Source organism: Sporosarcina sp. OR05, assembly GCF_041414805.1.
GTDB lineage: Bacteria > Bacillota > Bacilli > Bacillales_A > Planococcaceae > Sporosarcina > Sporosarcina saromensis.
The window spans coordinates 1-12,941 of record NZ_JANKJL010000009.1; the positions used below are offsets into that span (position 1 = coordinate 1).

12 protein-coding genes are annotated in these 12,941 nt (G+C 40.6%); 9 read left to right on the plus strand and 3 right to left on the minus strand.

The window, feature by feature from the left end; translation table 11 throughout:
* Positions 1-269: 269 nt before the first annotated feature.
* Positions 270-1,886, minus strand: coding sequence for a glutathione ABC transporter substrate-binding protein (locus NRI27_RS12865; protein WP_371391054.1), 1,617 nt, complete (start codon positions 1,884-1,886; stop codon positions 270-272).
* 343 nt (positions 1,887-2,229) lie between these two features.
* Here NRI27_RS12865 and nikC point away from each other — a divergent pair, with 343 nt between their 5' ends.
* Genes nikC through NRI27_RS12885 form a run of 4 tightly spaced genes read left to right on the plus strand, consistent with a single transcriptional unit; the run spans position 2,230 to position 6,140 of the window.
* Positions 2,230-3,123 carry a nickel transporter permease gene (gene nikC / locus NRI27_RS12870; protein WP_317942350.1) on the plus strand — a complete coding sequence of 298 codons (894 nt, stop codon included), beginning with the start codon at positions 2,230-2,232 and terminating at the stop codon, positions 3,121-3,123.
* 16 nt (positions 3,124-3,139) lie between these two features.
* Positions 3,140-4,081, plus strand: coding sequence for an ABC transporter permease (locus NRI27_RS12875; RefSeq protein WP_317942349.1), 942 nt, complete (start codon positions 3,140-3,142; stop codon positions 4,079-4,081).
* A 27-nt stretch (positions 4,082-4,108) separates the two neighbouring features.
* Entirely contained in the window at positions 4,109-5,161 is a 1,053-nt protein-coding gene (locus tag NRI27_RS12880) for an ABC transporter ATP-binding protein (RefSeq protein ID WP_371391056.1), read from the plus strand.
* Positions 5,106-6,140 carry an ABC transporter ATP-binding protein gene (locus NRI27_RS12885; protein WP_317942347.1) on the plus strand — a complete coding sequence of 345 codons (1,035 nt, stop codon included), beginning with the start codon at positions 5,106-5,108 and terminating at the stop codon, positions 6,138-6,140. The genes NRI27_RS12880 and NRI27_RS12885 overlap by 56 nt, the downstream gene beginning before the upstream one ends.
* 364 nt (positions 6,141-6,504) lie before the next feature.
* Here NRI27_RS12885 and NRI27_RS12890 read toward each other — a convergent pair whose 3' ends face one another.
* The gene (locus NRI27_RS12890; protein WP_317942346.1) at positions 6,505-6,639 is read right to left on the minus strand and encodes a hypothetical protein; all 135 of its coding nucleotides are present in this window, start codon (positions 6,637-6,639) and stop codon (positions 6,505-6,507) included.
* On the minus strand, positions 6,636-7,922 hold the full coding sequence (locus NRI27_RS12895; RefSeq protein ID WP_371391058.1) for a helix-turn-helix domain-containing protein: 1,287 nt from the start codon (positions 7,920-7,922) through the stop codon (positions 6,636-6,638). The genes NRI27_RS12890 and NRI27_RS12895 overlap by 4 nt, the downstream gene beginning before the upstream one ends.
* Positions 7,923-8,326: 404 nt before the next feature.
* On the opposite strand from NRI27_RS12895, the gene NRI27_RS12900 reads away from it, so the two are divergent.
* The 5 genes from NRI27_RS12900 to NRI27_RS12920 all read left to right on the plus strand — a co-directional run bounded on the left by NRI27_RS12900 (position 8,327) and on the right by NRI27_RS12920 (position 12,460).
* Positions 8,327-8,836 carry a hypothetical protein gene (locus tag NRI27_RS12900; protein WP_317942344.1) on the plus strand — a complete coding sequence of 170 codons (510 nt, stop codon included), beginning with the start codon at positions 8,327-8,329 and terminating at the stop codon, positions 8,834-8,836.
* A gap of 568 nt (positions 8,837-9,404) precedes the next feature.
* Positions 9,405-10,154: a hypothetical protein gene (locus tag NRI27_RS12905; protein ID WP_317942343.1), complete on the plus strand. Its 750-nt coding sequence runs from the start codon at positions 9,405-9,407 to the stop codon at positions 10,152-10,154.
* 149 nt (positions 10,155-10,303) lie between these two features.
* Positions 10,304-11,464 carry a hypothetical protein gene (locus NRI27_RS12910; RefSeq protein WP_371391059.1) on the plus strand — a complete coding sequence of 387 codons (1,161 nt, stop codon included), beginning with the start codon at positions 10,304-10,306 and terminating at the stop codon, positions 11,462-11,464.
* Between the two features lie 152 nt (positions 11,465-11,616).
* Entirely contained in the window at positions 11,617-11,739 is a 123-nt protein-coding gene (locus tag NRI27_RS12915; RefSeq protein WP_371391060.1) for a hypothetical protein, read from the plus strand.
* A 112-nt stretch (positions 11,740-11,851) separates the two neighbouring features.
* Positions 11,852-12,460, plus strand: a complete 609-nt coding sequence (locus NRI27_RS12920) for a transposase (protein WP_371391061.1) — start codon at positions 11,852-11,854, stop codon at positions 12,458-12,460.
* Positions 12,461-12,941 lie beyond the last annotated feature (481 nt).

The window sequence follows — 12,941 nt, forward strand, 5'->3', positions numbered from 1 at the left end:
AGAGGCTGGGACAAAACTCTAAATAGACCGTTCCTCTGCGCTCCAAAAGGCACGCTTTCCGCGGGGCGCGCTTGAGCCTCCTCGTCCGCGTCGCTTCGCTTTGCTCCCTGTGGGGTCTCAACATTCGCGCTAAATCCCGCAGGAGTCGGCCTTTTTCCGCTCCGATTCACTTATAAAGATAAAAAAGAAACATTGTAAAAGCAGAAAAAATGCATGCCGGCGAATTTGCCTTCATGCATTTTTTATGTTTTGTCCCAGCCTCTCTATTTTTATTCTACAAACTGTACATCTTGTAACTGATAAATACCAGATGTATCGATAGAGAATCCTTTAATTTTGTTGCTGACACCCGTCAAGTATTCCGTGTGAATTAAGTATACCATTGGAGCATCTTCAATTAAGTGTTCTTGTACTTTATTGTAAATTTCAATTCGTTTTTCCGGATTGGATTCACGGCGACCTTCATCTAGAAGTTTATCAACTTCTTTGTTTTCATAGAAAGAACGGTTACCTGGGCTACCCTTTTGAGCGGAGTGGAACAATGCATACATTCCATAATCCGCATCTCCAGTAGGGTTCGACCATCCGAGAATGAACATATCATGTTCACCATTTGCCGTCTTTTCAAGGTATGCGCCAAATTCCATAACATTTATATCCACTTCGATATTTACCTTTTTCAACTCTTCTTGAATAAGAACTGCGATTTGTTGACGCTGTGGATTATCATTCGTCCAGATGGATGATTTGAATCCATCCGCATAGCCCGCTTCCTCAAGAAGTTTTTTCGCTTCTTCCACATTGTAGTCAACCGGCTTTGCATCTTCGTTATAACCAAAGATTCCAGGAGCTAAAGGTCCTTTAGCTAATACACCAAAACCGTCATATACCCCTTCACTAATGTCTTCTTTATTGACAAGCATTGATATTGCTTGACGTACTTTCGGATCATTAAATGGTTCTTTTTCCGTATTAAATCCGAGGTAAGCAAGACTGGAAGAAGCTTTTTGGTTTACCTTTGCAAAGTCACTGTTATTAATGCCCACTACTTCATTTGGCTGAATAGGATCTGCAATATGAACATGTCCTGTTTCCAAGTCAGCGTTTCGTACAGGACTCTCAGGAATGACTTTGAACGTTACGGAGTCTACATGTACTTTGTCTCCCCAGTAGTCATCGTTTTTAACGAGCTTAATGTTATCGCCAGGTTGCCAACTATCAAACTTGAAATAACCTGTCCCCACTGGTGCTGTTGAAATGACTGAGCCAGCATCTTTCCCACTGTTCATCGCATCATAATCAGCTGCAATGGACTTCGGACTGACCATTCCACCACCGTTATGAGAAAGGTGCGCTAACAAAGGTGCAAACGGATATTCTGTCTTGATTTGCACAGTATACTCATCTTGCACAACAACATCTGTAATCATTTCATATAGGAAGAATCGTGGTGAACCTACTTTCGCATCACGGATACGATCCAAGTTGGCTTTAACAGCTTCAGCGTTAAATGGCTCACCATCATGGAATTTTACACCTTCCCGTAATTTAAATTCATAAGTCGTATCGTCAATTGGTTCCCAGCTTTCTGCAAGACCGGGAATGACTTTGTTTTCATCGTCTCGCTTTACCAATGTTTCATAAATATTTGCTTGAACAACCGAAGACGGAACATCGTTTGAACCAGCAGGATCTAAAGATGACGCATCCGATAATACAGCTAGTACTAAGTCGCCACCTTCAACGCCCTCACCTTTGTCACTGTCGAGATCACTATTTGTGTCATTTCCTGAAGAATCTCCCCCGCCACCAGCACAAGCAGCAAGTAGCATCGAAAAGGCAAGTACAAGCATGAACAGCCATTTCAAATTACCATTTCTTTTCATTGTTTATCCCCCCGACGTCATTTTTTTCACTAGTTGCATGCCGTGATTGTAAAGCCGCAATAGTCAAATGAAATATAGCATACAAGTTTAAAAGAAACAATACATTTCTGAATAATTCATTACTGACAAATTAGAATTAGCAAATAAAAATCACCTCGTTTCTCAACATAATAATATAGGAAGTGATTTAACAAAAAACACGGAATAACACTTTAAATCTAAATTGATAAAAAATAAAGTTCCTAAATTGTCTCATTCATGTTATGCTACTGTAAATCCACTAAACTACGGAAATATTGTCTTTTTTACAAAACTACTAACTAATTAGAGGAAGGTGTTTACTATGGTCGTACAAAATCCAATTGCGGACGTTGGGAAAAGGGCAACAAATCCGAAGGTGGAAGCGTACAAAGGGCTACTTAAACGGCTTATAAAAAATAAAGCGGCAGTCGTTGGCGGTTTGCTCATTATTGTATTTATCCTTACAGGGATAGTTGGGCCATATTTTACTTGGTTGGATCCGAACGCTACCCAAATTACAAATAAATTAGCTCCCCCCTCCGCTGAGCATTGGTTCGGTACAGACAATTACGGTCGTGACATTTTCACAAGAATTATTCATGGAATGTCTATCACGATGAAAGTCGGATTTTTCTCCGTAGCACTTGGTGGAGTCATCGGCGTATTTCTTGGAATTATTTCAGGATATTACGGTGGGAAGATGGATACATTCATTATGCGTGTAATGGACGTCATCCTCGCATTTCCAGGAATCCTTCTTGCACTTGCCATAGTTTCTGTCCTAGGTGGAAGTATTCAAAACGTTATTATTGCAGTCGGTATTTTTTCAGTACCAGCTTTCGCTAGGATTGTACGAGGTTCTACGCTATCTGTTAGAAAGTTGGAGTACATAGATGCTGTAAAAGCGCTTGGAGCATCCGACGCACGTATCATTTTTAAACACATCTTACCGAACGTTTTATCACCGATTATTGTCCAAGCAACATTACGTATTGCAACTGCCGTCTTGACGGCTAGTGGACTGTCATTCCTTGGACTAGGTGCACAACCCCCTACACCTGAATGGGGTGCTATGCTCAGTGAAGGCCGGGCCTACATGCACCAAGCACCACATCTTGTATTGTTTCCAGGAATTATGATTGTTCTGTTCGTATTGGCATTTAATGTCTTCGGAGATGGTTTACGGGATGCGTTAGACCCGAAAATGAAGAAATGATGGAGGAGGCAAAATTATGACAAAGTTTATCGTTAGACGCCTGCTCCAGACAATTCCTGTCCTTATAGGCGTATCAATTCTTGTGTTTTCATTAATGTATTTAATTCCAGGGGATCCTGCACAAATTATTGCTGGTGAAGCCGCTTCCCCTCAAACTGTTGAACAGATTCGAGAAAAGTTAGGCTTAAATGACCCTGCGCCAGTGCAATATTTTAAATATGTGAAAAATATTGTCCAAGGAGACTTAGGGAACTCGATACGAAGTGGACGTCCAGTTATGGATGAGATTAAAGCGAGGTTTTGGATAACGGTTGAACTGTCCTTTTATTCAACGCTTTTAGCAGTCTTCTTAGGGCTTATCGCCGGTATCATATCTGCCGTCAAACATTATTCATGGTCAGATGTGACGATTATGATCGTTGCTCTTTTTGGACTTTCAATGCCAAACTTTTGGTTAGGGCTTATGCTCATCCAGTGGTTTGCAATCGGCCCAGATTGGTTACCAGAATTCTTAAAAATGAGAGCATCGGGTTGGGGCGATAGCTGGAAACAAGTCATTTTACCTGTTGTTACATTAGGAACAGGTGGAGCAGCAATTATTGCTCGTATGACACGTTCTTCCATGCTTGAAGTCATCGGACAAGATTATATACGTACAGCCCGAGCTAAAGGACTGGGTGAACGGGTAGTTGTCTATCGTCACGCGTTAAAAAATGCATTAATTCCTGTCGTGACTGTCGTTGGTCTTGAGTTCGGAGGATTCCTAGGTGGTGCGGTTCTGACAGAAACCATTTTTGCGATTAACGGTATGGGACGGTTGACAATCGACGCAATCCGAACACGTGACTTTCCGATCGTACAAGGAACGGTTTTGATCATCTCCTTCTTGTTCGTTTTCGTCAATTTGCTCGTAGATATTTCCTACCGCTTATTGAATAAACGGATGGATGTAAACTGATAAATGGCTGAAAAGAGGTGTGGCACAATGGAAACGGATTTATTGAAAGTGGAGAACCTGCGTACTTCCTTTTATACCGATGACGGTGAAGTGAAGGCGGTTGACGGTGTCAGCTTCGGTTTACCTAAGGGAAAAACACTTGGAATCGTAGGTGAATCTGGCTCAGGCAAAAGTATAACAGCGCTTTCAATTTTAAAATTACTCGCAGCGAATGGAAAAATCGTTGGCGGAGAAGTGAATTTCAAAGGAGAAAACCTTCTCTCCTATAGTGATAAAGAAATGCGATCGATACGGGGCAATGCAATCTCAATGATTTTCCAAGAACCCATGACTTCATTGAACCCTGTTTTTACAGTCGGACAACAAATTAGCGAATCGCTTGTGAAGCACCAACAATTAGGCAAAAAGGAAGCAATGAGCCGATCTATCGAATTGTTGAAGCTCGTTGGTATTCCGTCTCCTGATAAGCGTGTAAAGCAATATCCACATGAATTATCGGGTGGTATGCGGCAACGTGTCATGATTGCGATTGCACTTGCTTGTAATCCAGAAATATTAATTGCAGACGAACCGACAACCGCTCTAGACGTAACGATACAAGCACAAATTCTTGGTCTTATTCGCGGACTACAAAAAAAGTTTGGCATGTCTGTCATTATGATTACACATGATCTCGGTGTCGTCGCAGAAACTTGTGATTATGTTGCCGTCATGTATGCAGGACAAGTAGTGGAATACGCAGACATTCTATCTTTATTCCAATATCCTAAACACCCGTACACAATCGGGCTGATGAATTCTCTTCCAAGGCACGATAAAGAACTTGAAAAACTGGAACCTATTTTAGGGAATGTGCCGAATCCAAAAGAGATGCCCGTTGGATGCAGATTTGCTCCGAGATGTCCGGCATCAACGGATTTATGCAGAACGAAAATGCCAGACCTTCTACCAGATGAAAAGGGGAATGATATCCGTTGTTGGATTTACACGGATCAGTGGGATGGCGAATCGGAGGTGACGATTTATGGCGAAAAAAGAAATGCTGAAAGTGGAAGGACTCAAACAATACTTTCCCATTAAAGGTGGGTTAATGGGTCGCACGATTAATCACGTAAAAGCGGTTGACGATATTAGCTTTACGATTTACGAAGGCGAAACGGTCAGCATTGTAGGTGAATCCGGATGCGGAAAGTCAACGACAGGTCGTTCAATTCTGCGCCTTGAAGAACCGACAGATGGATCGGTTGTTTTTAACGGTGAGGAATTAACCACTCTCTCCAAACGGGAAATGCGAAAGCATCGGAAAGACTTACAAATTATCTTTCAAGATCCTTATGCGTCCATTAACCCGCGGCAAACAGTGGCAGATGTATTAGATGAAGCGATGACGATTCAAAAAATCTTACCTGCTAAGCAACGACGGAAACGAATCATCGAGTTGCTAGAAACAGTCGGATTAAATGAATATCAAGCGGATCGATACCCACACGAATTTTCTGGCGGTCAACGACAACGGATCGGTATTGCGCGCGCTTTATCCGTTAATCCAAAATTAATCATTTGTGATGAAGCCGTTTCCGCACTAGACGTTTCCATACAAGCACAAGTATTAAATCTATTAGAAGAACTGCAGGAACAATATCAGTTAACGTATTTATTTATCTCGCACGATTTGGGTGTAGTCCGACATATTTCAGATCGGGTTATCGTTATGTATCTTGGAAAAATTGTAGAAATCGGAGATAAGCATTCGATATTTGAAAATGCAAAACATCCGTATACGAAGGCATTGCTATCTGCAATACCTGTACCTGATCCAACACGTGAGAAAAAGCACATCGTGTTAACAGGCGATGTTCCTTCTCCAATTGATCCACCAGCAGGCTGTCGTTTCCACACACGTTGCCCGTTCGCACAAGACATTTGCAAAAAGGAAACTCCTGTTCTTGGTACATATGCTGCCATGGCAGATGGTCACGAAGCAGCTTGTCATTTTGTCGAAGAAATTGAAAGTGGAACACTACAGGCAAAAGAATTTGAAGAAACCGTATTTGGGTAATCTCTACAGGTATAATGAAAGACTTATAAAACGGTCAACTCTATGCATAGGTTGTTTTTAGGCATTAAAGATCTAGTTCTGAAAAACGAGCAGCATTCAACTCGCCCGTCGTAAATAGGATGTCTAAGCAAAACTTGACTTCTATCTGGCGATAATTCCTGGAATTAGATTTGAATACATAAAAAGGATGCCATTTTTTGATAGCATCCTTTTTATTTTTGACTACGCTCGGATGTCTTTTCTGCTTTGTAAGTGCTCACTAGCATCGTCTTTCTCTTACATCTCGTCATAGCCTTTATGAGCATATACGGCTAGACGGTATAAGAAAATTTCAAAGTAAGTGCGTGAAAGTCTTCCTAGGAGGTTAGTCGACTACGATTGGATGACCGACTTCTGGACCAGAGATGCCTGTAACTGTATAGCCATGTGCGGAAGTCACTAGAGGTGTGCATGCTAGGATGCTGAGGGATAGGATAAACATCGTTAGTTTTTTCTTCATTTTTCTTCACCTCCTTTCAATTCGAACGTCATGTTACTGTAGGAAAGGATACAAAGTTCTTGGTAGGTGTATGCATTTTTATATTTCTTCTGTTCTGCGAAATAGTTGGAAAAATGGTGAGCAGCGGTTTTTAGGCTTTTCCAATCTTTGTTCATACGAAAACCAGCCGTGCAAGAGCGCATCTTTTGTTCGTATTCTTCATATTCTCCCATGAAATAATAGATGGTTGCTTCTAAGTACGTAAGTTGGTCTTGCTCAATTTCAGACGATACCGTCTCTTTCAATTTAGGTAAGAAGGTGTGTAACGTTTTAAAATCCTTCAGTTGCAGTACAATTTCCACTTTCAGCTTCATGGCGTTAAAGGCATTTTTACTTTGATATTGTTGTAAAATTTCTAATGACTTGTTAATTTCTTTTAAGGCTTGCATATATTCTTTTTCTAGATAAAAGAAGTACGCTTGATTGTGACAGACGTCCGCATACAGTTTGGACTTTTTATCCGTAATAATGCTGCTGCCTTTCTCAATATAGTGTTTTGCGTCCTCCATTTTATGCTGTTCCATATAAAGTGCAGCAATTAAATTGTAACAATGACCGCATTTTTCCCAGTCATGGAAATGCATATACAAAGTGAGAGCTTGTTTAGCATAGACCAATGCTGTTCCGTAATCGTAACTGTGATAAAAGGCCAAGGAAATATTGTAATTTAACTTGGCAGACAGGACTTCGTCTTTTGTCAAATGCAAGGAATCCAGAAAATAACGGATGCTCTTCTGGTACTCACGATTAAAATACTGATAGATTCCTGTTACAAATGTGTATTTTTCCAGAATGGAATTACTTGCTTGATCGATATAGTCTGGAGGAATGATTTTTATTTCGGAAGTATAATGGGTTTGAGCAAGTGTGATTTCTGCAAAGCGCACAAGTTCCAAGTACTTTAACAGATTGAATAGAATTTCTTGTTTAATAGATGAAATGTAGGTGAATTTGTTTACATGTTTCGTTAAAAATTGTTGGACTTCCTTTTCATTTGTATTCAGCAACTTTTCATATTGAATTAGCAACACTTGTAAGTCAGGATGATCTTCATAGATTTTGTGAAAATAAGAAGTAGGTACTTCTAGTTTATTCGCTAGCAATTGAAGAACTTCGTTTGAAGGATCAAAACGTCCACTTTCAATATTGCTATAATGCGAAGTTGAAACGATGCCGTGACTAATCTCTTTTTGCGATAATCCTTTCGCTTCTCTCAACTTCTTAAGACGCGTACCAAGATGCACATTGACACCCCCTGTCCACTTCTTTACTCTAATTGTATGAAATACATTTCGGAAACACAACACAATATTTTTAAATTCCGAATTTTCATTCTTACTACCCTGTTTTGCCATGAAACAAATGATTCTTCCAGCCCGTCCACGTATGTCCAATCCTCTACTTTATCATTAATATTCTTTCTTTTTTAATCATTTTCGCCGAACTATTTACCTATTCAGCACGTAAGTTTTGAAGTTGAACAATGAAAAGTAGTATGCAATCCATTACAACATTAGTGTTCTAAAAAAATATGAGGTATATTACCAAAATTTTAATTTTAAAAATATACATGCTACAATGAATGTATGTTGGACAACATACATTACGAAGGCAAACTGGCCAGTTGCTTTCCTAAGGAGCGAGTACCGTGAGAAGAATTGTCACAACGATTGTAGTCGGCATTCTCGTGATTGGTTTCCGGTTCCCTGTCCACGCTTCCGTATCAGATCAACTTAATCATCAATCAAGCTTTCAGCCGTTAGTATGTATGGAGCAATTGCCGAAAAGTCTAGTAGAATTTATGCTATTGACAAGCATGGGCGATGTCGCAATCTTCACGTCAATTGTTGATGAATTGGAAGCACTTAGTCAGATTGTAGGTGCAGTTGAAAAGATTGTCTCCCCGTATGCAGTCGTTCACTCTGAGATACAATTAGAACAAGATCAAACAAACCAAATTGCAAACGCAGCATCTAACGACACGAATTCGGTTGTAGCCGACAAGCACTTCCAAGGGGTGGACAGTGAACGAGACTGTTCAACACTTATTTGGTCGGCGATGCTCATTTATGCAACGTGGCGTTTGCATGGCAGAAGACATGACGCCCAGAAAGGTTTACATGATGCAGACGCATGCAACAAAAAAACAGATGAATAGTTGTACGATGGTGCTTATAGATGTGAGTTGGCGATAAAATTCGTGCATGAAGTTGAATTATACGGCGAGTAATACAGATATAATGACGGAACTAAGATAATAAGGGAGTCCTGTGCTATTTTTCACCTTATTAGTATCTTAGTTCCTTTTTTTGTAATCGTGGAGGGTGTTTTGTTGCTCCGCGTAGTGTTTGTTCCTGCTTGTTTTCCCTCGACCTTTGCACCGTTTCTGAAGAACAACATTCGAATTCCTACTATTGCGACCAATTATTGAGTGTTAACAAATGAATTGATAGAGAAAGATGGAATCGTATCATCCTCTAAAATTGTATTATTTTTAGTAGTTTTGTGTATGTCGCGATGTGTCTAATTCAATCATTTCAAGTGAAAGTATTGTGTTGTTTCAAAACTTTTTTATAAATGATGTACCTTTTCCCTCTGTAATCTGCCCCCTTTTACATTTTCTCAAAATTTCAATTATTAGTTTATAAATGGTATAGTTGCATTATGTTGGACAACATACAATTTGAAGACAAACTGGCCAGTTGTCTTCCCTAGGAGCGAGTGACGTGAAAAAAGTAGTCGCAACAGTAGCAGCTGGTATTCTCTTACTGAATTTACAGTTCCCCGTCCAAGCATCATCTGTCTCAAAGCATGTCGATCAAATCTTGACGTTGCAACCAGGCGTATCTATGGAAGAGTTGCAAAAAGAAGTTGCAGACCTTTCGATGACGACCGGCATGAATGAAGATGAAATTTATGAAAAAATGCTCGCTGAAATGGAGTATCAAAACCAGTTGGCGGAAGAAGAGGCAAAGCAATTGGCAGAGGAGTATGACGCTACAGATGAAGCGGCCATCCAAGGCGGTGGCGGGTCAGCGTTATATATCGTCGGACCGAGTGCACAAGGGGATTTTTACTACACACCTTCCGCAACCGCTTATGTCAACCATGGACATGTAGGGCTTTACTACACGAGCAATACAATCGTTGAATCCATCTATCCTTCAGGCGTGCGCAGCATTTCAGCGAATGTCCGAAAAGTTGACAAAGGTGCTGTTGTAAAATCCGTTTCTGCAACGAGTACTGTAAAAAGAAATGCAGCGAATTGGGCATACGGAGAAATCGGTGAGAAGTATTCATTGAATTTCGCGAACAACCGAAATACAGGCCATTATGGTGCTAAAAACTGTTCTAAATTGATCTGGTCTGCGTATTTATTAAAAGGGAATCTGGACTTGGATGTGGATAAAGGATTTGGCGTCTATCCACGGGATGTCCGTGATGCCAAGCAGACAGTATTCAAACGGAAGATCTAACGGTAGTGGTTGTAACCCTAATTTTGCATATCCGTCGTTAGGCATATTAGTGAGAGCAACAGATTAGGGATTGTCTTAATTCATAAGAATGGAACTAAGCAAACAGTAAACTCGTTTGCTTAGTTTTGTTCATAAGGAGCGTGTTGGGGATGAAAAAGAGATGGTTTATTGCAGGAATACTTGTACTTGTTCTATTAACCGTATCCTCTGTTTACGTTTTTAGTACTAAAAACGAGAACTTACTCACGACGGAACAACTTCCATCCGTCATTACGAATTCTGTTGCGGCACTATACTTTTCTACAACTGCTGATCAAGATATGAACCGAGACGGGTTAAGTTTTGCGGTTTTTATTAACAAAGAGGGACAAACGGACGTGTTTGAAATGGATGGCTTGGAATTAGGTACCATCCACGGAAATGATGAATCGTTTTTTCTGGAGGACCGTAGCCATGTTCACGTTGTGGATCAGAAAGGGACAAAAACGTTTGCTATAGAAGGTGAAGAGCATACCGGTGAAGTGACTGGATTTCGTAATGGCATGTATTACAGCGTGTATAATTCAGGGTTTAATGAGGAGGGGGGCTATTCGTCCAATATCCGTGTCGGGAATAAAGATGGATTTAAAACAATCGAGATACCGTATTATTTACACATGTCTGGCATAACGGAGGATGAGCTGATGATGGTCGCTGGAGAAGAAGAGTACATTTCATTGTTTACGATGCCGCTTCAAGATAGCGTACAAATAGAGGAAGTCGTGCCACTTGGAAAAGTGGGTGACCGCTTAGGACTTTCGCCAATTGTTAAAGCCGATGGTGCGTATTTCTTGTTGATTAGCGATACGCAAAAGTTAACGAGCGAATTGTATCGAATTGACGGGCAGGCGAAAACTGTGGAGATGTTTCCGTTTCTTACATACAAAGATGCGGAAGATTATCGAATCCGAGTCCCTTATAATCTACGAAATGCTGCGGCTGTCATAGGCGATACGTTCTACTATGTAGACGGTGTAGGTGAAGTGCATAGCATCCACGTAGAAACCGGTGAAACGGGCTTGGCATTTTCGTTGGAAGGGGCGAGTACAGGGAGCTTAAAAATGAGTGAACAAACGTATTTTCAAGATGATAAATTGCATTTCTTCCGTTATGACAAAGCAACTAGTGAACACACCATCGACACGTATGACGTACAAACGGGCAAAAAGGTAAGTACACTACCCGTCCAAGGCCTGGCCGACATGTTCGACTACACAAACAAAAAAAACAAACGCATCTCCCCCTACGACTTCATCGTATTCGATAAGTGAATGTTGAGAATTGTTTCGGTGCCTGTCCCCCGAAAAATTGCGAATTGTGTTGGGGACTGTCCCCATCACAAATGTTGCAAAATATTATTTTGAGTGGTTTTTTGTGTCATTTTTTGATTGTAGATAGCCCGTAGAGATGGGGGAAAAGGTTTTTGATTGGAGAAAATAGTAGGAAGAAGATTGAGTTGATGGGCTTTTTAGGTGATCCTGACGAATTCCAACCGAATAAAGTGGTACTGTTCAAATTCTCATTATCGCAGATTTGTGACAATTGACGAAACTTTTATTGTTGACTATGGTAAGTGAAAACAATAGGGGTGATTGGCGTTATGAATCGTTGGATGAGAGAGTTTCAGCAAAGGATGGATGGACAGGTGGTTGCTTCGTATGGCTAGACAACGCCGTGTTTGGTCACCACATTTGTATTACCACGTCGTCATGCGAGGCAACAACCGGCAAGAGATTTTTCATCATCCGTCTGACTATCGGATGTTGTTGCAGTCGCTTCATTATACATACGAACGACATCCGTTTTCTCTTGCTGCGTATTGTATTATGAATAACCATTACCATCTACTTATTCGTTCGCCAGTTGTCCATCTTGGAAAAGTGATGGGACGGCTCAACAAAAAATATGGCGATTACTACCGAAGTAAATATGACTACACTGGCTTTTTATACGAGGGGCGTTATTATGCAGAGAAAATTACGAATGCAAGGAGTCTATTACGGATTAGTCGTTACATTCATCGAAATCCAATTGATACGAAGTTTCCGTTAGTCGATCAGATGGAGAACTATCCATACAGCTCTTTCACACAGTATGCGACCGCTACGTCTTCTGATTTTCCATTCTTCGATAACGAAATCATTCAACTCGCGTTGCCTTATATGCATTTAACGACGATGGAAGACTATCTTGGCTTTTGTAGAGAGGCACCTGAAGACGAAATGGATCGGGGGACATCAATCGGAATTGCTCGAGACAATCTTTGACTCGTTTAGCTATGTGTGGTTAGCAGCGATTCTTGTACGAAAAAAGCCTTGCGTGTGTGTCTCAAATGCAAGCATACGTAACGAACCATTTAGCATCCTAAACGTAAAAAAGCTGTTGAGAAATTCACTCCCCACAACTCCTCGACAGCTTTTCTTATATTATGCTGTACCAACTTCCAGACAACTTCTTTATTTCGAAGTACTTTTCCTTCCTTCTCTCACATACCCACAACGCTTACATCTATTAGAATAATAGTCCATTCGATGGTAGCCCGATAACTTGCACATCAATTTTCCGATCCATTTCAACATACAAAGCTCCCCCCATTTGCTAGATGCTCTCCACCATCAATCCAACTACCTATACTTTCGTAAAAATTTATTCTAGTATACACCAGAATAAGTACTTAGAATTATTTTCTACAATAACTCTCAAAAAAAGTGGAGAAAACACATATTTCGACGCATAAAGAAGGTGCCT